Source organism: Staphylococcus pseudoxylosus (assembly GCF_003697915.1).
In the GTDB taxonomy this organism is placed as follows: domain Bacteria; phylum Bacillota; class Bacilli; order Staphylococcales; family Staphylococcaceae; genus Staphylococcus; species Staphylococcus pseudoxylosus.
Genome location: NZ_RCVN01000003.1, coordinates 11,348 through 32,767 on the forward strand (window position 1 = coordinate 11,348; position 21,420 = coordinate 32,767).

General features: G+C 34.2%; 18 protein-coding genes and 1 pseudogene. 2 read left to right on the plus strand and 17 right to left on the minus strand.

Features of this window, described 5'->3' with window-relative positions; translation table 11 throughout:
- The 14 genes and pseudogenes from narI to D9V42_RS03210 all read right to left on the minus strand — a co-directional run bounded on the left by narI (position 1) and on the right by D9V42_RS03210 (position 16,383).
- Positions 1-678 carry a respiratory nitrate reductase subunit gamma gene (narI, locus tag D9V42_RS03145; protein ID WP_122063024.1) on the minus strand — a complete coding sequence of 226 codons (678 nt, stop codon included), beginning with the start codon at positions 676-678 and terminating at the stop codon, positions 1-3.
- Positions 671-1,246, minus strand: coding sequence for a nitrate reductase molybdenum cofactor assembly chaperone (gene narJ, locus D9V42_RS03150; protein ID WP_107555337.1), 576 nt, complete (start codon positions 1,244-1,246; stop codon positions 671-673). The genes narI and narJ overlap by 8 nt, the downstream gene beginning before the upstream one ends.
- The gene (gene narH, locus D9V42_RS03155; protein ID WP_122063026.1) at positions 1,239-2,807 is read right to left on the minus strand and encodes a nitrate reductase subunit beta; all 1,569 of its coding nucleotides are present in this window, start codon (positions 2,805-2,807) and stop codon (positions 1,239-1,241) included. Before narH ends, narJ begins: the two co-directional genes overlap by 8 nt.
- Complete coding sequence (locus D9V42_RS03160) at positions 2,797-6,480, minus strand: nitrate reductase subunit alpha (protein WP_122063028.1); 3,684 nt, start codon at positions 6,478-6,480, stop codon at positions 2,797-2,799. Before D9V42_RS03160 ends, narH begins: the two co-directional genes overlap by 11 nt.
- A 248-nt stretch (positions 6,481-6,728) precedes the next feature.
- A pseudogene (locus D9V42_RS03165) lies at positions 6,729-7,625 on the minus strand (lipase-like domain-containing protein); the annotation flags it as partial.
- Positions 7,568-8,263, minus strand: a complete 696-nt coding sequence (locus D9V42_RS03170) for a YSIRK-type signal peptide-containing protein (RefSeq protein WP_122063032.1) — start codon at positions 8,261-8,263, stop codon at positions 7,568-7,570. The gene D9V42_RS03170 and the pseudogene D9V42_RS03165, both read right to left, overlap by 58 nt.
- A 352-nt stretch (positions 8,264-8,615) precedes the next feature.
- Positions 8,616-9,572 carry a uroporphyrinogen-III C-methyltransferase gene (gene cobA / locus D9V42_RS03175; protein ID WP_107555332.1) on the minus strand — a complete coding sequence of 319 codons (957 nt, stop codon included), beginning with the start codon at positions 9,570-9,572 and terminating at the stop codon, positions 8,616-8,618.
- Positions 9,563-9,877, minus strand: a complete 315-nt coding sequence (gene nirD, locus D9V42_RS03180) for a nitrite reductase small subunit NirD (RefSeq protein ID WP_122063034.1) — start codon at positions 9,875-9,877, stop codon at positions 9,563-9,565. Before nirD ends, cobA begins: the two co-directional genes overlap by 10 nt.
- Positions 9,874-12,285: a nitrite reductase large subunit NirB gene (gene nirB, locus D9V42_RS03185; RefSeq protein WP_122063036.1), complete on the minus strand. Its 2,412-nt coding sequence runs from the start codon at positions 12,283-12,285 to the stop codon at positions 9,874-9,876. The genes nirD and nirB overlap by 4 nt, the downstream gene beginning before the upstream one ends.
- Complete coding sequence (locus D9V42_RS03190) at positions 12,278-12,742, minus strand: precorrin-2 dehydrogenase/sirohydrochlorin ferrochelatase family protein (RefSeq protein ID WP_122063038.1); 465 nt, start codon at positions 12,740-12,742, stop codon at positions 12,278-12,280. Before D9V42_RS03190 ends, nirB begins: the two co-directional genes overlap by 8 nt.
- The gene (locus D9V42_RS03195) at positions 12,723-13,463 is read right to left on the minus strand and encodes a sirohydrochlorin chelatase (protein ID WP_158593174.1); all 741 of its coding nucleotides are present in this window, start codon (positions 13,461-13,463) and stop codon (positions 12,723-12,725) included. Before D9V42_RS03195 ends, D9V42_RS03190 begins: the two co-directional genes overlap by 20 nt.
- 137 nt (positions 13,464-13,600) lie before the next feature.
- Positions 13,601-14,140 carry a GNAT family N-acetyltransferase gene (locus tag D9V42_RS03200; RefSeq protein ID WP_122063042.1) on the minus strand — a complete coding sequence of 180 codons (540 nt, stop codon included), beginning with the start codon at positions 14,138-14,140 and terminating at the stop codon, positions 13,601-13,603.
- Positions 14,141-14,442: 302 nt separating this feature from the next.
- Positions 14,443-15,261, minus strand: a complete 819-nt coding sequence (locus D9V42_RS03205; RefSeq protein WP_107555345.1) for a formate/nitrite transporter family protein — start codon at positions 15,259-15,261, stop codon at positions 14,443-14,445.
- 420 nt (positions 15,262-15,681) lie between these two features.
- Entirely contained in the window at positions 15,682-16,383 is a 702-nt protein-coding gene (locus D9V42_RS03210) for a GntR family transcriptional regulator (RefSeq protein ID WP_122063044.1), read from the minus strand.
- A 172-nt stretch (positions 16,384-16,555) separates the two neighbouring features.
- Here D9V42_RS03210 and D9V42_RS03215 point away from each other — a divergent pair, with 172 nt between their 5' ends.
- Together D9V42_RS03215 and D9V42_RS03220 are read left to right on the plus strand one after the other, a co-directional pair.
- Positions 16,556-18,442: a beta-glucoside-specific PTS transporter subunit IIABC gene (locus tag D9V42_RS03215; protein WP_122063045.1), complete on the plus strand. Its 1,887-nt coding sequence runs from the start codon at positions 16,556-16,558 to the stop codon at positions 18,440-18,442.
- Positions 18,443-18,466: 24 nt separating this feature from the next.
- Positions 18,467-19,909 carry a 6-phospho-beta-glucosidase gene (locus D9V42_RS03220; protein ID WP_122063047.1) on the plus strand — a complete coding sequence of 481 codons (1,443 nt, stop codon included), beginning with the start codon at positions 18,467-18,469 and terminating at the stop codon, positions 19,907-19,909.
- A 54-nt stretch (positions 19,910-19,963) separates the two neighbouring features.
- On the opposite strand, the gene D9V42_RS15235 is transcribed toward D9V42_RS03220, so the two are convergent.
- The 3 genes from D9V42_RS15235 to D9V42_RS03230 all read right to left on the minus strand — a co-directional run bounded on the left by D9V42_RS15235 (position 19,964) and on the right by D9V42_RS03230 (position 21,297).
- A complete protein-coding gene (locus D9V42_RS15235) occupies positions 19,964-20,140 on the minus strand; it encodes a hypothetical protein (protein WP_167456079.1) in 177 nt (58 codons plus the stop codon).
- 89 nt (positions 20,141-20,229) lie between these two features.
- Positions 20,230-20,703: an SRPBCC family protein gene (locus tag D9V42_RS03225; protein ID WP_122063049.1), complete on the minus strand. Its 474-nt coding sequence runs from the start codon at positions 20,701-20,703 to the stop codon at positions 20,230-20,232.
- Complete coding sequence (locus D9V42_RS03230; RefSeq protein WP_122063051.1) at positions 20,704-21,297, minus strand: helix-hairpin-helix domain-containing protein; 594 nt, start codon at positions 21,295-21,297, stop codon at positions 20,704-20,706.
- Between the last annotated feature and the right edge of the window lie 123 nt (positions 21,298-21,420).

A 21,420-nucleotide genomic window follows, 5' to 3' on the forward strand; every position in this document is an offset into this window, starting at 1 on the left:
TCAAACTTTATGTTTACGATAAATAATATAACTACGACTTGCATATGTGAGTGGCACACTCCATACATGCACGAGTCTAGTAAACGGCCAGAATGCCATAATAATAAAACCTAAAAGTATATGCATTTTAAAAGCTAGCGGCACCTGTAACATCAAATCGGCATCTGGAGAAAATATAAATAATTGTCTAAACCAAACTGATATTGTTTCTCTATAATCAAATGATGGTATTGTTGCGTTAGTTACTAGTGTTGCGTAGCATCCCATAAAAACAATTGCTAATAATAAGAAATTAACAATAATATCAGATGCTGAACTTAGTCTTCTAATATTTTTTTTAGTTATACGTCGTGCAGTTAATAACAACATACCAATCAGTGTTATTATACCAAAAACACTTCCAATATAAACAGCTCCAATGTGATATAAATGATCACTTACACCTACTGCTGTTAGCCAAGAAGCAGGCATAAGCAAACCTATTATATGTCCCATTGCTACTGGTATAATACCCAAATGAAACATCAAACTTCCCCATTTAAGTTGTTTCTTTTCTATAAATTCACTAGATTTTGCAGTCCAAGAAAATTTATCAAACTTAAATCTAGCAAGATGTCCGAGGAAAAATATAGCTATACATAAATAGGGTATAATCACCCATAAGAATTGATTAAACATGTTGCTTCACCTCATTTACAGGCTCTATACAAGCTTTTAACGTCTCTCTTAACCCTTTTATCAAGAAATAATAAGGACTATTTTGCTCTGCCAATTGATTTGCCATCGCATACGTACCATCCTCAATAATCATAATGACAAATTCAATGTTCCCTTTTGCTCGTGGATCATTTTTCCACTGGGCAATATATAAAAATTCAAGCATTAATGGCAGAAAATCAGATAGTTCATTATCTGCCATTTTCAATCCAAACATTTCGTATAGCACTTTTAATTTAGCTAATAATTGCCCTCTTTCTTTTTGAGTATCAAATTTATTATATGTCATATAGAGTGGCGCAGTTTTATTAAAATCAAATGTATCGGAATACAATTGCTTTATTTGTAATAAACTTAATTCATACATTTGTTCACGATACTGAATTAAATCTTGGTATGCAGGATGTTCCTTATGAATAACTTCTTCAAACGTTTTAGGGTGCAATGTCAGCTTATCTGGAAATATTAATTGCTGTGCAAAGTATCCAAGTGCCTCTTGATGTTTATTAAACTGCGTTAAATTAATCACGGAAAATCCCTCCATAGAAGTTATCATTATAGATTTCTTGTCCTGATTTTCCAGAAGAAGTAGTTACGGGTACACCGCATCCTTCACAATTTGAACCGAAGTATTCTCCTCCATATCCTTCGCTACCTTGTGCACGATATGTGTCCATATATGCTTCTTTGTGTGATTTAGGTATGACAAAACGGTCCTCGTGTTTAGCAATTGCCAATAATCGATACATATCTTTAGTTTGTCTTTCTGATAACCCAAGTCTTGATAATCTATCTACATCAAAGTCTTTTTTTGTTACCTGTGCACGCATGTAACTTCTCATCATTGCCATGCGTTGTAATGCAGATTTCACTGGTTCAGTATCACCTGCTGTGAATAAGTTAGCCAAATATTGAATAGGTAACCTCATTTCTTCGATTGCTGGAAAAATCATATCGGGATTTCTATTCGCTTTTGTTGCAGTTTGCCCTTCAAAATAACTCATAATAGGGCTGAGTGGTGGACAATACCATACCATTGGCATTGTGCGATATTCTGGATGTAAAGGAAATGCCAATTTATATTCAATAGCTAATTTATAGACTGGAGAATTCTGAGCAGCTTCTATCCATTCTAATGAGACGCCATCTTTTTGTGCTTGTTCTATAACCGCTTCATCATAAGGATTCAAAAATAAATCCAATTGTTTTTCGTATAATGCTTGTTCATTTTCAGCTGTAGCAGCTTCTTCTACTCTATCAGCATCATAAAGTAATACACCTAAATAACGCATTCTACCTGTGCACGTTTCTGAACATACCGTTGGCATCCCCGCCTCAATACGAGGAAAACAGAATGTACATTTCTCTGCTTTATTTGTTTTCCAGTTGAAATAAACTTTTTTGTATGGGCAACCTGTCATACAATATCTCCAACCACGACAAGCATCCTGATCTACAAGAACAATACCGTCTTCGTCACGTTTATACATTGCTCCAGATGGACATGATGCTACACAACTTGGATTCAAACAATGTTCACATAATCTAGGTAAATACATCATAAATGTTTGATCAAATTGAAATTTAATATCTTCTTCAATACGTTTAATATTGGGATCTTCTGGTCCAGTAACATGCCCACCTGCCAAATCATCTTCCCAGTTTGGTCCCCACTCTAAGTTTAATTTATCACCTGAAATCAATGAGTGTGCTGTAGCAACCGGCGAGTGATCTCCAGCTTTAGCTGTTGTAAGGTTTTCATAATTATATGTCCAAGGCTCATAGTAATCTTTAATCACTGGCATATTAGGATTGTAGAATATTTTCCCTAAAGCAATTTTCGATAACTTACTGCCTGATTTCAGTTCTAATTTACCTTTTTTATTTAAATACCAACCGCCCTTATATTGCTCTTGATCTTCCCATTGTTTCGGATAACCAATACCAGGCTTCGTTTCTACGTTGTTAAACCACATATATTCCGCGCCAGGACGGTTAGTCCACGTACTCTTACAAGTAACACTACACGTGTGGCAACCTATACATTTATCTAAATTTAACACCATTGCAATTTGCGCTTTAATCTTCAAGCCAGTCAACCTCCTTCAGCTTTCTCACTGCTACATAAACATCTCTCTGATTCCCTATAGGTCCATAATAGTTAAAGTGATAACTAATTTGTGCATAACCTCCAACAAGTTGTGTTGGCTTTAAATGAATACGTGTTGGGGCATTATGTGAACCACCCCTTGTGTCTGTTATTTGTGATCCTGGTGTTTCAATATGTTTATCTTGAGCATGATACATAAACATCGTGCCTCTTGGCATTCTATGAGATACTACTGCTCTTGCTGTTACAACACCATTGCGGTTATAAATTTCTAACCAGTCATTATCTTTGATATCATGTCTTTCCGCATCCTCATTGGAAAGCCATACAGTTGGCCCACCTCTAAATAAAGTCAACATATGTTGGTTATCTTGATAAGTGGAGTGGATATTCCATTTACCATGTGGTGTTAAATAGCGTAAGACAAGCGTACTTTCATCTCCCGTTAGTTTCTTGTCTCTCGTACCGAATACCATTGGCGGTAAAGTTGGTTTATATACAGGTAAACTTTCACCGAATTGTTGGAACACTTCATGGTCAACGTAATAACTTTGTCGTCCTGTTAATGTTCTAAATGGAACTAAACGTTCTATATTTGTAGTAAATGGTGAATAACGTTTACCATTTTTATTTGAGCCCGGGAACACAGCTGTTGGAATGACTTCTCGGGGTTGAGCAGTTATATTTAAAAATGAAATTTTTTCTGATGCGCGTTCACTTGAAATATCTTTCAACGGCATACCAGTTTGTTGTTCTAAATCTTCATAAGATTTTTGCGATAACTTACCATTTGTAGCTGAAGATAAATTTAATACAACGTCTGCAGCTCTTCTTGCAGTATCTAATCTCGGTCTATTATTTTTTATAGAATCCTCGACCTCTTCATTCCATGTTCCTACCATGCTTTTTAACTCTTCATATTGTTCTGCTACTGAGAAACTTACGCCATGAGCCCCTATTTTAGCTTTTTCTAATAAAGGACCTACTGTAACGTATTTATCAAATATTTTAGTATAATCCCTATCGACTACTGCAAAACCTGGCATTGTTTTTCCAGGTATTGCTTCAATTTCGCCCTTCGTCCAGTCTTTAATTATGCCATTCACATTAGATATTTCTTGTTTTGAATCGTGTGCAAGTGGTGCTGTAACGACATCTTTATAAACATCTTTAAGATGTATTTTAGCCATTTCTGATATTTCTTTACTCAATGTTTTAAAAATATCCCAATCTGAACGTGATTCCCATAATGGGTCTATCGCCGGATTAAACGGATGTACAAATGGGTGCATATCTGTCGATGACAAATCATGCTTTTCATACCAAGTGGCAGCAGGTAAAACAATGTCTGAATACAATGGTGTGGATGTCATTCTAAAATCTAGGGATACAAGTAAATCCAGTTTACCTTCTGTATCTTCTCTCCATTGAATTTCTTCTGGCTTCACCTCTTCGTTTGGCTCAGCTAATAAACCTGATTTTGCACCGAGTAAGTGTTTCATAAAGTATTCTTGCCCTTTAGCAGAACTAGATATTAAATTAGAGCGCCAAAGGAACAATGTTTTTGGATGATTCTGTTTTGAATCTGGATCTTCAATTGCAAATTTCGTTTCTCTAGACTTCACGGACTCAATCGCACGTTTCAAGATTGCTTCATTATTAAATTCTCCAGCGTCTTTCGCTTCCTCACCAAAAGATAAACTGTTTCTATCAAATTGAGGATAAGACGGTAACCAACCACATCTAGCAGCTAAGACATTGTAATCAGCAGGATGTTGATGTTTAATATTTTCTGCCAAAGGAGATTTCAAACTATCGATATTTGATTCTTCATATTTCCATTGGTCTGTTGCGAAGTAAAACCAACTTGTTCCATTTTGTAATCGAGGTGGTGCTTGCCAGTCTTTAGCAAAGGCAATCGTATTCCATCCTTCGATAGGGCGACATTTTTCTTGTCCAACATAGTGTGCCCATCCGCCGCCGTTTATACCTTGACATCCACATAATAATACTAGATTCAAAATAGAGCGATAAATCGTGTCCGAATTAAACCAATGATTAATACCTGCTCCCATGATAATCATTGAACGACCTTTGGTATCAATTGCATTTTGCGCAAACTCTCGACCAACTTGGGTCACAACACTTTGTTTAACACCGGTAATTTTTTCTTGCCATGCAGGCGTATAATATGACGCTGCATCATCATATCCTGATGCCTCAAGTTCATGATTGAAACGTTTCACTCCATACTGACTCGTCATTAAGTCAAATACAGTGGTAATATATTTCTCTTCACCATTTGCTAATTTAACCTTTTGTACAGCAATAGGACGCTCAAATATACCGTTACCTTCATTATTAAAAAATGGAAATTGTATGTGTTTTAATTCATAGTCATCTTCAACAAAACTCATTGCTGGGTCAATCTGCTTACCTTCTTCATTTTCTAATTTCAAATTCCATTGTTTGCCTTCTTCCCAACGCTGACCCATCGTGCCATTTGGAACGGTTAATTGTTTTGCTAATTTATCAAAAATCACAGGTTTCCAGTCGCCATTTTCAGTGTGTTGCCCTAAATCCTGCGCACGTAAGAAACGCCCAGCTTTCAAACCGTTATTATCTTCATCTAACATTAGAACAAATGGCATATCGGTATATTGTTTTGCATAATTAATAAAATAATCATTCGGTTTATTCACATAATGTTCTTGTAAAATAACATGCGTCATCGCCTGTGCGACTGCAGCATCTGTGCCTGGGTGTGGAGCTAACCAATTATCAGCAAATTTAACATTTTCTGCATAATCAGGCGCAACTGATACTACTTTTGTACCTTTATAGCGAACTTCTGTCATAAAATGTGCATCTGGTGTTCTTGTTAATGGGACATTAGATCCCCACATCATAATATAAGCTGCGTTGTACCAGTCACTAGATTCTGGCACATCTGTTTGTTCACCCCATATTTGTGGAGAAGCAGGTGGTAAATCAGCGTACCAGTCATAAAAGCTCAACATTTCTCCACCTAATAAACTCATAAAACGCGCACCAGAAGCATAACTTAACATAGACATAGCTGGGATCGGCGTAAAACCAGCCAATCTGTCTGGACCATATTTCTTAATTGTATATATAATTTGAGCTGAAATGAGTTTTGAAACATCTTTCCAATTCGTTCTTACTAATCCACCCTTACCTCTTGCTTGTTTATAGGTTTTAGCTTTTTCTTCATTTTCAACAATCGATGCCCAAGCAGCTATTGTATTGTTTTGATGCGTTTCTAATGCTTCTGTCCACAACTCCCATAACTTACCACGAATATAAGGATAACGGATGCGTAAAGGACTATATTCATACCAAGAAAAAGAGGCACCTCGAGGACATCCACGGGGTTCAAATTCAGGTAAATTTGGTCCACAACTAGGGTAATCTGTTTGTTGGTTTTCCCAAGTAATGACACCATTTTTCACAAATACCTTCCAGGAACAAGATCCTGTACAGTTCACACCATGTGTTGTTCTGACTACTTTGTCATGACTCCAACGTTCTCTATACATTTTTTCCCATTCCCGACTTTTACTTTCTAAGATTGACCAATCACCATTAAATTTTTCTGTTGGCTTAAAGAATTGCAATCCAAATTTTTTCATTTTATACATCCTCTCACATCATTCATGTATAATTTATATAGCATTCACAAATTTTGTATTTCTTTAATTCTTATAATCATTGTACATTTTTTCACAAAGTCTAAATATTAGGGATTTACCTATTTAGGCAAAAGAATCCCCTAATAACTTTTCGAATATAAAAAAACTCCCTTTACTCGTAATAATGATTACCACCATTACAAGTAAGGGAAGCTTTGATTAAAATTTGAAAGTCATATTTCTTTTATTTATACGGCAACTGCTTGTTCTTCACGTGCCTCTACACGCATTAAATGGTCAATAATACCAGTATAAAATGCTTCAAGTTCTTCTCCTGTACGTTTTCTATCAAGGTTATCAAGCCCTACGAAGTCTACATGATCCCAATCATTTTTAACTGGCATCACATTCCAAACACCTTTTTCTGTAGCTTGTGTTAAATCTTTTACTTTTTTAGCGGGTTGTCCAGTTGGACTTAATGCAGAAGTAACTGCTACAACACCATCATTTTCTTGCCAATCTTCTCTAGAATCTTTACCTATCAATTTACTTGTTAAATCCATTAGTCCAAACAAACCTTTATTAGGTCTGTGATGACCAAAACTATTTTTCTTCGTTGCTTGTCCTGCAAAAGATGTGTATACAATATTAGGGTTAACTAATGTATTTAAGTTCAAATCTTCTGCACCAAATGTTGTTAAATCTCTAGTTGCGACATCTTCCGTATTCCAAATTGGGCTATCTTTCAATCTATTTACATATTCTATATAAGTTTCATTAGGCTGCTGTTCGAATCCCCATTGTGAAAGTCCAAAATCAATTTTAGATTTTTTATTATTACCTAATTTCGCTATATTGTTTAATACATTTTTGATAAAATTTGTATTTGCTAACTTATCAGAAGCTTGAGAGCCTTTATGCTGTGTTGCCAATGTAGTAATTGATGAAATCATATTATCTTTTTGTCCTTGGAATAATGGAGAAATTGTACCGCCATGTAGTTTTTGATATTCAATCTCTTCTGGATTTCCAAAACGTAAAAATTGCTCAAGTAAACGAATCGTTTGTCCACCCATACTGTGGCCAATTAGATGTACTTTCTGACCTGGCTTCCAATTGGGCATAACGCCTTCGTATGTCTTACCGTTTTAGGCTCTTGTTTTACTTCATTTTTATTTGGGTTAAAACCATTTTTTGTTTTTAAATTTTCTAACTTTTTGCTATTTTCATCATTTTTATTTTCAGTGTCTGTTTGTGCTTCTGCTTTATCCGGAGTTGCTTCTTCTTTTTCTACTTCCGCTTTATTTGGAGTTACTTCTTTTGCTATTTTATTTTCATTATCAATATCTGCTAACTGCATTTGATCAGTATTTTGATTCACACTATTATTTTTTTCAGTAGTTGTATTTTCTTTCACTGTTGGTGCATCTTGAATAGTAGGAGCCTTTTGTTTTACTAAGTCATTGTGGGATGCAGGAGATATTTCAGATGATTGCTGACTTAATGCTTCAGATGCATTACTTGATTCTAATTTAAAATTATTTTCAGAAGGGGCTTGTTTAACTTGGTTTGAATTTAAGTCGTTATCTTTATCGGCGTTAATCATTGTAATATTGTTTCCATTATTACTTTCTTGTGCATGATTCAATTCACTTGCTTCAGAAACATGTCCACTTGCTATAAAAAATGTTGCTGCTAATACTGAAACCGTTCCGACTGAATACTTTCTAATACTGAACCTTTGTACTTCTGTTTTTGTAGATTGTTTCTCATTTCTTTTCATTAAAATCACCTCATAGTATATTTTTTAAAACTACACCCCTTAAAATAAAATTGCTTCCCCAACTAATAACTGTACGTTTATAACTTAACACATTTTATATTGTGATAAATTAATTTAATGTAAAATTTCAATGACATTATTTTTATATTGTATTAATATATTTGGTTTTTTAAAATAATAAGACTTAATTTATGATCGCTTTTATATAAATTAAAACCTTTAACCATCGTATTCAATCCGGCTTATCTAACTACTATTAGTACAAATAAAAAAATGACAAATTACTATGTTAGTAATTTGTCATTTTTTTATATTGCTTATTAAATTATGAAAGTTCTACAAATAGAATTATCTAAGCTTGATAATTATCCGTAAATATATGTTCATCAAATTCTAAATCTTTTTCCTGCTGTTCATAAAGTTTAAATTGAGATTTATGATAAGGCCGTTGGGGATCTATTTTAATCAAGCAATAATGTCCCGCTGCATATAATTCAAAAGCCTTTTCAATAGCTAAACTGCGCTTTCCAGAAATCAAATAATTTTTTCGTTTCTTATTATCAATGTTTCTGGACATTTCATTTGTTATATCCATGACTTTACCTATTATAATGATACCTGGTGTCATTCCTAAATCTTGCTCTTCTACTTGTTTGATTATTGTAGTAAGGTGGCCAGAAATCATTTGTTCATGATAAGTAGACACATTATAAAAAATGGCTATAGGAAAATCTATTTTTGTTTCTTGATATATTTGTTTTACTATTTGCGGTAACCTTTTTATGCCCATATAAATAGCCAAGGTGTCTCCGTGCATAAGACTGTGTAAATCAAGTGCCTCTATTTGCCCTTTACAGTGAGAAGCAGTTGTAAAAGTAATAGCTTTAGCAACATTTCTTGCAGTTAGCCCTATACCCATTTTAGCAGCCGCAGCACTAGCTGATGTAATACCTGGTACAATTTCAAAAGGGATTCCCTGTTCAGATAATGCCACGGCCTCTTCTTGTACTCTTCCAAATATTGCAGGGTCGCCACCTTTTAATCTGACTACACACGAATAACGTTGTGCCGCTAAAATGATTTGTTCATTTATTTCAGTTTGTTGTATATGCTTTTGGTAAGGCCGTTTTCCCACATCGATAATTTCAATTTCTGGTTTAGCTAATTGTAATATGAAAGGATTTACTAACCTATCGTAAAATATAATATCTGCACTTCTTATCAATTGCTCAGCCTTTCTTGTTAAAAGTGTTGGGTCACCTGGACCAGCACCAACAATATGCACTTTGCCTGATTCTACTAAATGCATATATAAACATCCCCATCGATAATTTCAACTTTATATACTTCTACACATCCTGTATCTGGTTCTTGCACAATGCCTGTCTTTAAATCAATCTTTTGATCATGTAAGGGGCAATATATAAAGTCACCACTCACTGTCCCTTCCGAAAGTGCCCCTTGTTTATGAGGACAAATATTATTAACTGCATGAATTTCACCATTAGCCGTTAAAAAGATACCTATTTCGTGCTCTTTAACTCTTACTTTCTTTCCTATTAATGGTGTGAGTTCATCCATACTCGCCACCTTTACTTTGTTTGTCGCTATCATACTTTCACTTCCTCCACTTCAAATATACTTTGTGCAAATTCACTTTCTACAATCTGTCTCCACGGTTCACTATCTACTGCTGCTTTCGCATCCATAATACGATCAAATAATTTTTGTTGTTTTTCTGAATCTAATAGTACTGTTTGTACATTTTCAAAGCCCATTCTGTCTAACCAAGGTGCAGTACGCTCAGCATAATTTGCAGTTTCTCTATAATACTGCATCAATGCACCACATAATAAAATCACTTCATCTTCAGTTTCTACAGTAGTTAAATGCTGTCCAACGGTTACTTCTGTTCCACCGTTACCACCGATATATATTTGAAAACCGTTTTCCACACCAATGACACCAAAGTCCTTCACACCTGATTCTACACAGCTTCTTGGACAACCAGACACACCCATTTTGAACTTATGCGGCGTATCAATATACTCAAATGTTTTTTCTAACCTGATTCCTAGTTGTGTTGTATGTTGTGTACCAAAACGACAAAATGATTTTCCTACACAACTTTTAACTGAACGTGTCTTTTTACCATACGCAGAAGCAGAACGCATCTCTAGATCTTCCCAGACTTGTGGCAATAACTCTTTTCTAATACCGTATAAGCCGATACGTTGAGAGCCTGTTACTTTCACTAATGGTACGTTATATTTTTTAGCTACTTCCCCTAATCTAATTAATTGATCTGCATCTGTCACACCACCACGCATTTGTGGAATTACAGAAAAAGTACCGTCTTTTTGAATATTTGCATGATAACGTTCATTAGCAAATCTTGAAGCAATTTCATCTTCATGATCAAATGGATATACCATATTTAAATAATAATTTAATGCTGGTCTACATTTAGGACATCCATCTTTATCTTTAAAGTTCAATTGATTTCTCACGTCTTCAGACGTTTTTAATTGTTTCGCTCTTATTTGCGTCACAATTTGGTCACGTGTTAAATCAGTACATGCACAAATTCCTGTAGGTTTAGCAGCAATGAAGTCATCACCTAATGTAAACTCTAATATTTGACCAATTTGTCCTTTACATTTACCACATGAGTTACCAGCTTTTGTCGTCTTTGTTACTTCTTCCACATTTGTTAGTCCGTTTGTTTTGATGGCTTCAACAATCGAACCTTTTGATACACCATTACAACCACAGATAGTTTCATCGTCAGCCATATCTTCAACACTAAGTCCTGATGACTCTCCGCCTTTATGTAGTAGCGATACCATCGTATAATCATCAAGTAATTCTGATTTTTTCATCATGTTAAAGAAACGTGGCCCATCTTCAATGTCACCATATAATACTGAACCTACGATTACATTCTCTTTTAAAAACACTTTTTTATAATGTTTTTGTTGACTATCAAAAATTTCAATACCTCTAACATCTTTATCTTCAATAATATGACCCGCACTATACAAATCACACCCTGAAACTTTTAATGAAGTAAATGTTGTAGAACCTTTGTAACCTTCCGTACTACGTCCTGTTAAATAATCAGCTAGAACTTTTCCTTGCTCATATAAAGGAGCAACTAACCCATATACTTTTCCATCATGTTCTGCACACTCACCTACAGCGAAAATAGCTGAGTCATTAGTTTGCATATAATCATTTACCTGAATACCTCTATTTACCTCAAGTCCACTTTCTTTAGCAACTTCCGTAAATGGTCTTATCCCGACAGCCATAACTACTAAGTCCGCTTCCAAAATCGTTCCATCTGATAGTTCAATACCTGTCACATCTTCATCACCAAGTATGGCACTTGTACTTGCTTGTAATTTAAAGTTCATGCCTTGTGCTTCTAAATCTTCTTTTAATAGTTCTCCGGCTTTTTTATCAAGTTGCATTTCCATTAACCACTCCGCCAAGTGAACAACAGTAACCTCCATGCCTTGATCCATTAATCCTCTCGCACATTCTAACCCGAGTAATCCTCCACCAATCACAATGGCGTTTTTTTTGGATTGTGCTATTTCAATCATACGTTCAGTATCTTCAATAGTACGCCAACCAATTACGCTTGGTAATGAGGCACCAGGTATTGGTAATACAAATGCTTTTGAACCAGTAGCAAATATACACACATCATATTCAAATTTAGATCCGGCTTTTGTTGTTACATATTTTAATGAACGATTAACTTCTACAACAGTATCACCGGTAACAAGTTGTATATGGTTTTCTTTATACCAATCGTAGTTATTCATAATAGTTTCTTCGACTGTCATTTTCTTTTGTAAAATATTCGACAACATGATTCGGTTATAATTAGGGTATGGTTCTTTACCAATTATCGTTATTTCATACTTTTCAGCGTCCCGTTCTAATATTTCTTCTATTGTACGTAACCCTGCCATACCATTACCAATCATTACTAATTTTTTCTTAGTCATGTTTCTCCTCCTTATAAACCTCTGTTAAATAAGTTTGTACTGCTTGTGATATTTGCTTCACTTTTACACAATCATTTCCATTGGATCTCAAACAAATTTTTATATCTTCGAATTCTATCTCTAACATATTAAAGAAATCGGACTGTCTCTGATCACTTGTATGATTAACAAGCTGGTGCGCCTTTGCATCTCTTTTTATTTGGTCGTTAACCTTTGAATCATCAGTAGCAGCTATAATCAAAGCTGCATTTTTAATATCATTTTTGTCATAACACTTTGTTAATAGCTTTACTTTAGGATGTTCAATCTCAAAAAATTGAGGTAAAAATTTTTTACTAATAATCCTTATTGAACAAGCATCTTCTTTTAATATTTGCATTAGTTTTCTATATGCAATCTTGCCTCCACCTATAATGACAATTTGTTTGTTGGTTACATTAAGTTGAATAGGATACATTGGCTAATTCCTCAATTTCTTGTATTCTGTCTTCTATTATTGCTGAAAGCTCATTATTAAAATTAATCACATCGCTATAATAAACACGCGACGCTATATTTAATTGGCTAATTTCTTTTTTTATTTTATTTACTAAAAAGCCGTTATAAAGAAAAACTGGCACGATCAATATACTTTCACCTTTATTTAAATACTGTTCTATGTGCAATTGATAGCTATAGTCGCCATACACTGTCATCATCTGTATTGGTGTATTAAAGCCACTGCAATCGGTCATTAATTTTTTTAACGCGTAATCTGGCTCTTTATAATAAGAACTTCCATGTGCAATCAAAATAATTCTGTTTACATGACCTGCTGATACTAAAGCATTAGCAATCCGTCTGTTAATAATGTTCGGCAGTCCTCTATGTGTGCCCAATGGTTGTGCAATATTGCTTGTAATATGAGGATGGTCTCTTTTCAAGGATTTCAAAACTGATGGTATATCATGTAAATAATGTTTTGCCGGAAACAACAACAAAGGGATGATATTAAATTCAAAATATCCTTGTCGTATTAAATTGCTCATAACAACTTTCAAATTGCACGTTTCACACTCTAAAAATGCAATATATACATGTCTATGTTTTGACATCATCAATTGTTTTACAAATTCATAAATTACGTTGTTTTGTTTACCTTTTCGCATGCCATGTATTACTAAAATATTTTCAGCCATTTCCTCACCACCCATCTTATACTTGCATTGTAATACAAATCCACGAACGAATGTGAATTTATTCACATTAATATATAAAAATAGGGAATCCCCTTATACCTAAGATAAAAGGATTCCCTGACATATATGCTTATTAATTAATGAAAAGGTGGCATACCTAAAACTGCTTCATCAAATCTTTCAGGTATTAACACTTTACGCATGATTACACCTAAATCACCATCATCACTTTCATGCTCCGCGTATACTTCATAACCACGTTTTTTATAAATATCTAATAACCATGGATGTTTACGTGCGGAAGTACCTAAAGTTACTGCAGGTGCTTTAAGTGTATCTCGTAAGAATGTTTCTTCGACATAATTTAAAAGTTTACTACCATAACCTTTCCCATCATAAGAGGGTTTTGTAGCAAACCACCAAACGAATGGATAATGAGAAATACGACGTTTACCTTCCCAAGGATAACGAACCGTAATTGTTGAAATAATTTCCGACTCATTTTCCAATACAAATGTCGTACTTGTAATGATATTTTTTTTGACCAAATCTACATTTGCATTAACAGATGGCCAATCAATACCTAACTCTCTTAACGGTGTAAATGCTTCATACATTAGTTCTTGTATTACTTCTGCATCAGATTCTACCGCAACTCTTATATTATAATCAGACATGTCGTCACTCCTATCTATTGTTCGCTCATTTATCCACTAAAATATTCCTATAATAATAAACAATTTTGCAATCATATCAATACAATATGGCTTCTTAATAATTGAGTCAATCGATACGTTTTATAAACCTAAATTAAATAAAGAGCAGTGAAACAATCATCTATTCTTAATGAATAAACTTTCGTTACCTCACTGCTCGAGAGATGCTCAGTATTTAAATTACTTAATTTGCTTGCTAAGATTCAACTTCAACTTTGTCATATCATATTAAAGTCATAACTAGTATTTTAGTTAAAGATAAATTAATTGCTCAAACTATCTCTTCTACCGTTTAAATATGCATATACAAGCCCAACAAAAATACCACCGCCAATATAGTTACCAATAAATGCGAATATAATATTTTTCAATACGTGTAACCACGCCACGGCGTCAAAATCATAAAAAATCATACCTGAGTACAATCCAGCATTAAATACAACATGTTCATAGCCCATAAATACAAAAACAACTACACCACAAGCAATAAAGAATGCTCTAGATAAACCATCCTTAAATTGAATTGACACATAAATACCAATATTAATAAAGAAATTACAAAAAATAGCTTTCACTAAAATAGCGTACCACGTCGCATCAACTGTTTTTCCATTAACCATTTTAGTTAAACTGTTAACCATTTCTGTTGTCATAATAGGTGTAAATTTCATTAATCCAAATAGTATAAGACCACCTATAATGTTAAAGAAGAAACAGACAAGCATAATTCCAAATGCTTTATTCATACCAATCATTTTATAATACCAACCGACAGTTAAATACATAAAATTACTCGTTAATAATTCAGAATGTGTTAATACAATTAAGACTAATGCTAAACTAAAAGAAATTGCCCCCATTAAATTAACTAAACCTTCATTTGTTCCAGCAAACTGCGTCTTGATGCCTAACATAAATACTGTAACAATAGCTAACAAAAATCCTGACATCACAGATTTAAGCGCATAACGTCCTGGCGTCTGATTAAACATAACTTCTTTCATTTGTACTTGGTTGTTTATGTTTTCAATAGTTTCATTCGACATATATGTATCTTTTATAGCCTTGTTATTATCTATCATTGACATGTAAGCACCTCTTGTAATTCATTTTTCAACACTTTTCTATACTAATAACCATATTATATTGGTTTCGCTTGATATTTAATAGTGTATTCAGCAATTTTTTATAAATTTAATTTATTGCGATTTTGCAAAATCAGCGTAAACTTCATGCGTATAAACAACTAACACAAGTTTATAGTTAAGCGTTATTACTGTAAACATACGGTTTTCAGCGTCGATACATATGCTTAGTTTATTAGGCACAAAATATGTGCCTAGGTCTAGTTATTTTATTGTAAACAGTAACAATAGCAATGCTACACGTGCTAGAAAATGATGTCGTCACCTTTAAAGATGTCATTAACCAATTATAAAAAGCTTGTGCTACCTGTTTACGACTCATTTAATACATTGAGTAAAGCTCATCACACAAGCATTTTATTTTTGTGAAGGTATATAAAAATAGGCATTTTGATAATGATAGTGTAAATGAGAACAATCAAATGGAACCCCTGTCGTGGTATAAAATACTTGCTCATAATTTAAACAAGGATCCCCTGCTGCTAATTCCAACTTGTCTGCATCTGACGCATTTAATTTGTCTACGGTAAAATAAATATCAGAAAAACCGATTTTAACTTTTAGATGTTGCTCTAAATAATTAAAAATAGAATGCTCAGCAATCGACTCATTTAAAAATAATACGATATCTTTATTAAAATAAGATCTTTCATAACAAAGAATATCACCATTTACGTATACGATACGCTCTAGTAAATAAACTGACACGTCACCTTGTAGTTTTAATTTTTGTTGAACACTTTCAGGTGGGGTCACTTCCTCTACTTTCAAGACTTTATTAGTCACTTCTAGACCTACAATCTCATCACTAAATCCTCCGGTAGAGAATAGATTGAGGTAGCCTTCTCTTTGTTTATTACGTACATAAATGCCACTGCCCCGAGCTTGATATATAAATCCTCGTTTCTCAAGTACTTCTAAAGCTTTAATCACTGTACTTTTACTCACTTGATATTGCTCTTTTAAAGTTTCAACACTTGGTAATTTATCCCCTGCTTGAAAATGCCCTTCTTCTATAAATATATTAATCTTTTGCGCAATCTGTTCATACTTGAGCATATATTTACTCCTTTAAATTATAAATTCAATTCATTATAACATGTACACGACATAAATAAACTGAATTATATTTTTGTAAGGGTCTTTACAAATTATACCGGTATAATTATAATGAAGTTTAAATGAAACGCTTACATTTTATTTGTGTGCGTATATTAAGGAGTTGAAGCATGTGGCTGATAAAAACGAGATACTGGCACAACACATTTTAGATGCAGTGGGCGGTGAAGAAAATATTGTCAATAGTACGCATTGTGCTACGAGATTACGTTTAGTATTAAAAAGATCAATTCCTGATGCTAAACAAAAGGTATCAGGAATCGAAGGTGTTGTCACAGTCGTAGAAAATAACGGACAATTCCAAGTCGTAATTGGTAATAATGTTGGTGAAGTATTTAAATCTTTTGAAGATTTAACAGGTGAACGTCAAAACGATAACAATGATCACTCTGACAACAAAGGTTCTATACTCAATAGAGTCATTGCAACCATGTCTGCAGTATTTGCACCATTCATTTATATTTTAGCTGCAGCAGGTATTTTACAAGGTTTATTAATTGTCATAAATCTTATTATTCCATCGTTTAAAGACACAGGGACTTATGAAGTATTTAACTTTATGTCCTGGGCACCTTTCACTTTTTTACCAATATTTATTGCTATGACAGCTGCTAGACATTTCAATGTCAACGTCTATATCGCTGTCGCTTGTACTGCTGCACTTGTTAGTCCTGATTTAACTAACATAATTGAAAGGATACAGGATGGAGAAGCAATCAAACTGTTCGGCATCCCTTTAACAGAAACAAGTTATACGTCTTCTGTTTTACCACCACTATTCTTAGTATGGATACTTTCTTACGTTGAAAAATATTTGAATAAATGGATTCATGATGTGGTTAAACCTTTATTCACACCATTTTTAAGTATTGTCATCATGGTACCAATTACATTACTAGTTATTGGACCTATCACAACAATAGCTGCACATGGTATTGCAGGAGGATTTAATTATCTTGTAGACGTCGCACCATGGTTAGCAGGTGCCCTTATTGGTGGTTTATGGCAAGTATTTGTCATTTTCGGAGTACATTGGGGGATTACACCTATGGTACTAGCTAACTTTGAACAACATCAAAGCGATGCCTTCCAAGCTTTCCAAACCATTGCTGTAATTTCACAAATTGGCGCTGTTATAGGCGTCTTAATCAAGGCTAAGCGTACAGAGATTAAACGTGTAGCTTCATCAGCAGGTATTACAGGCATATTCGGTATTACCGAACCATCAATGTATGGGATTAACTTACGCTTCAAAAAACCATTTATTATCGCATGTATAAGTGGTGCAATTGGTGCTTTTATCGCTAGTTTCTTTAATCCTAAATACTATGCATACGCTGGCTTACCAGGACCTATTACAATCGTTAACGGTTATAGTGCTGATAATCCTTCATCAATTTGGGGAATCATAATCGGATCAATGGTTGCTATACTCTTACCGATTATTTTAATTCAATTTTTAGGATATGGGGACGATACAACTGAAGAGGTTGATAATAAAACCGACTCAACAACTAATGTTCAAAACACAGACACGCCTTTAGAAACGATTGCCTATGCACCTATTGAAGGACAAGTCGTATCGCTTTCAAAGGTTAACGATCCTATATTTGCTGAAGGTATGATGGGAGAAGGTATAGCTATTAAACCTGAAGGTCAAACCGTCCATGCCCCTTTTGATGGTGTTGTAAGTATGGTTGCAGCCAGTAAACATGCTATAGGGATTACTTCTTCAACAGGAGTAGAATTATTGATTCATGTTGGTTTAGACACTGTTCAATTGAACGGAGAAGGATTCAACATTTTAATTAATGAAAATGACTCAGTACAACAAGGTCAACAGATATTAAAATTCGATAAAGCCTTACTTGATTCAAAAAATTATGACAGCATTATCCCTGTTATTATAACTAATTCTGTTGAATTTAGTGAGACTATAGCAACAAAAGAATCAAACATAACTACAAACGATGAATTACTCACTGTCATTAACAAATAATAATCTACTAGGAGGCAATTAAAAATGACAAAATTACCAAAAGACTTTTTATGGGGTGGCGCGCTCGCTGCCAATCAATTTGAGGGTGGCTATGATCAAGATGGCAAAGGACTAAGTGTCATAGATGTTATGACCGGTGGCGCTCATGGTAAAGCACGTGAAATCACTCAAAATGTAGAACCTGATAAATATTATCCAAATCATGTTGGTATCGACTTCTATAATCGCTACAAAGAAGATATCGCTCTATTTAATGAAATGGGATTGAAATGCTTACGTACTTCAATCGCTTGGTCTCGTATTTTCCCAAACGGTGATGAAACTGAACCAAATGAAGCAGGTTTAAAATTTTACGATGACCTGTTTGATGAATTATTAAAATATGATATTGAACCGGTCATCACATTATCTCACTTCGAAATGCCCTTACACCTAGCACGTGAATATGGTGGTTTTAGAAATAGAAAAGTAGCAGACTTCTTTGCACATTTTGCGGAAACAGTATTCACTCGTTATAAAGATAAAGTTAAGTATTGGATGACATTCAATGAAATTAATAACCAAATGGATACAGACAACCCTATTTTCTTATGGACCAACTCAGGTGTAATTGTTGAGGAAGATGAAAACCCTGAAGAAGTTTTATATCAAGTTGCCCATAATGAACTTATCGCTAGCGCAAAAGCAGTTAAAATTGGTAAAGAAATCAATCCAAACTTTGAAATTGGTTTAATGATTTCTCATGTCGCAATCTATCCTTACTCATCAAATCCTGAAGATATGATGGAAGCAGTTAAAGCAAATCGCCTACGCTTCTTCTTCCCTGATGTACAAGTACGTGGTTATTATCCAAGTTACGCAAACAAAATGCTCGCACGTAAAGGTTACGACATAGGTTGGCAAGATGGTGATGAACAAATTTTAAATCAAGGTACTGTAGATTACATTGGCTTTAGTTATTACATGAGTACAGTTGTTAAACACGACGCTGAAGCATACACTGGCGAAAATGTTACAAACGGCGGTTTAGCTAATTCAGTAGATAACCCTTATATTCAACAAAGTGATTGGGGTTGGGCAATTGACCCAACAGGTTTACGTTACACGCTAAATATATTATATGACCGCTATCAAATTCCATTATTTATAGTAGAAAACGGTTTCGGCGCAGTAGATGAGATAAACCATAATGGAGAAATTAACGATTCATATCGTATTGAATATTTAAAAGCGCACATTGATGCTGCTATTGCTGCTGTTGATGAAGATGGCGTTGACCTTATAGGCTATACACCTTGGGGCATTATAGATATTATTTCATTTACTACAGGTGAAATGAAGAAACGCTATGGCTTAATATACGTAGACAGAGATAATGAAGGTAACGGCACGTTAGAGAGGAAGAAAAAGGCATCCTTTGATTGGTATCGTAAAGTTATTGAATCAAATGGTGAATTATTAGATTAAATATATGCACAATAAGAAGGACCGAAGCATAAATATATGTCTCGGCCCTTCTTATTATTGTTTAAACTTACTTAATATGTGTAATCCATAGTCAAAAATACCATATCCAGCTAATGTACGTAATACCCATTTCAATGTATGATTGGGTACTAATTTTTCAGTTGCTATGATAGCTGGTATAAAAGTACTAAAAGAATATAATCCAAGTACTTTAATATATCGTTTTTTCATTTAGACACACCTCTTTTCACTCCCTATTATATCTAAAAGAGTGGTGTCCTAACTGCGACATTTTTAACATTTCTTTGACTTTTATGCTTTTAGTTATTTTCAACTAATCTTGCCAAGTTGTCAAAAGTACTATTCATACCTTCTTCAACACCCATATCCAACAACTGTTGTGCTGCTTTAGGGTCTGGTAATTCGGCTGTAGATTGAAGCGTTGTAGTACCATCATCATTTTCTGTCAGATGAATGATATTATGCATACCTGCCATCTTTTCATCTATATTGCCATCTTTATCAGCAAAATAATCATTATAGTCAATTTTTTGGGGTTCAACAACGTCGTTATACTGCGTCACTGTATAACTTGTACCTTGAGGTGCACGGATTGCAAAAAATGCACCACCTCCCGTTTGTACATCAAATTTATATACTTCTGTGGTAGCGCCTTGAGGGTGAAACCATTTTTCAAACAATGATTGATCTGTATAAGCGTTAAATATTTTTTGGGCTGTTGCTTTAAAGTCTCGTGTAAAAATGATTTTATTTTCGTCTATTTGAATACTCATTTAAGATTCTCCTTCATTCATAATGATATATGATGTGATAGCTTTAACTTTAGCATCTTTACTGTGACTTTCAAATTTAAAAATGTCTGTAAAGTACACTATTGAGCCATCTTGTGCTATTTGAGTTCCATGTATCGCGCCAACTTTCCCATGTGAAATATTATCCTTTACTTCTAGAGAGGCAATATTAACTTGATGATCTTCAAGCTCTTTATAAAAGTCATCAAAGCCTTCTAACTTAAAGCTACCCGGAACTTCCCATACAAAGTCATTGGTAACTAAGTTTGATAATTTCTTTTTATCAACTGTCGCTGAAGCGATTATAAATGTTAACATTGTCCTTCTCTTTGGCGCATTATCACAAGACAAATCACCTGTTAACTCAAATGGAACTTCAAAGTTTGTTTCATTTTTAAAATTCAAATCATTAGCTTTTAATGCTTCTTCAAGAAGTTCAATCGCTTTAGGACCAACTCCATGAATACCTAGTAGGGCAGTACGCTCGTATTTAGATACCGCTTCTAATGACTTCACCCCTAGATTATGCAAAGCATTAGTTGCTGGTTTACCTATCTTTGGTAAATCTATGGACATAGCATCGACCTCCTCTTTTATGCTTACTATACCCAAATTAGTAACAATTAATTTCCACCTCAACTATCTTATTATAAAAGATAGTTGACAAACCTAATTTCCTTTACTATCTTATATAGTAAG

What these genes read in the sequence shown, in the direction of transcription:
- D9V42_RS03220 (WP_122063047.1), top strand. Translation starts at nt 18,467, where the DNA reads ATGACAAAATTACCAAAAGACTTTTTATGGGGTGGCGCGCTCGCTGCC.
- D9V42_RS03160 (WP_122063028.1), bottom strand. Translation starts at nt 6,480, where the DNA reads ATGAAAAAATTTGGATTGCAATTCTTTAAGCCAACAGAAAAATTTAAT.
- D9V42_RS03195 (WP_158593174.1), bottom strand. Translation starts at nt 13,463, where the DNA reads ATGGCTGAAAATATTTTAGTAATACATGGCATGCGAAAAGGTAAACAA.
- D9V42_RS03230 (WP_122063051.1), bottom strand. Translation starts at nt 21,297, where the DNA reads ATGTCCATAGATTTACCAAAGATAGGTAAACCAGCAACTAATGCTTTG.
- D9V42_RS03170 (WP_122063032.1), bottom strand. Translation starts at nt 8,263, where the DNA reads ATGAAAAGAAATGAGAAACAATCTACAAAAACAGAAGTACAAAGGTTC.
- D9V42_RS03225 (WP_122063049.1), bottom strand. Translation starts at nt 20,703, where the DNA reads ATGAGTATTCAAATAGACGAAAATAAAATCATTTTTACACGAGACTTT.
- nirB (WP_122063036.1), bottom strand. Translation starts at nt 12,285, where the DNA reads ATGACTAAGAAAAAATTAGTAATGATTGGTAATGGTATGGCAGGGTTA.
- D9V42_RS03190 (WP_122063038.1), bottom strand. Translation starts at nt 12,742, where the DNA reads ATGTATCCTATTCAACTTAATGTAACCAACAAACAAATTGTCATTATA.
- cobA (WP_107555332.1), bottom strand. Translation starts at nt 9,572, where the DNA reads ATGCATTTAGTAGAATCAGGCAAAGTGCATATTGTTGGTGCTGGTCCA.
- narI (WP_122063024.1), bottom strand. Translation starts at nt 678, where the DNA reads ATGTTTAATCAATTCTTATGGGTGATTATACCCTATTTATGTATAGCT.
- D9V42_RS15235 (WP_167456079.1), bottom strand. Translation starts at nt 20,140, where the DNA reads ATGAAAAAACGATATATTAAAGTACTTGGATTATATTCTTTTAGTACT.
- D9V42_RS03210 (WP_122063044.1), bottom strand. Translation starts at nt 16,383, where the DNA reads ATGCTCAAGTATGAACAGATTGCGCAAAAGATTAATATATTTATAGAA.
- D9V42_RS03200 (WP_122063042.1), bottom strand. Translation starts at nt 14,140, where the DNA reads ATGTCTGATTATAATATAAGAGTTGCGGTAGAATCTGATGCAGAAGTA.
- D9V42_RS03205 (WP_107555345.1), bottom strand. Translation starts at nt 15,261, where the DNA reads ATGATAGATAATAACAAGGCTATAAAAGATACATATATGTCGAATGAA.
- nirD (WP_122063034.1), bottom strand. Translation starts at nt 9,877, where the DNA reads ATGATAGCGACAAACAAAGTAAAGGTGGCGAGTATGGATGAACTCACA.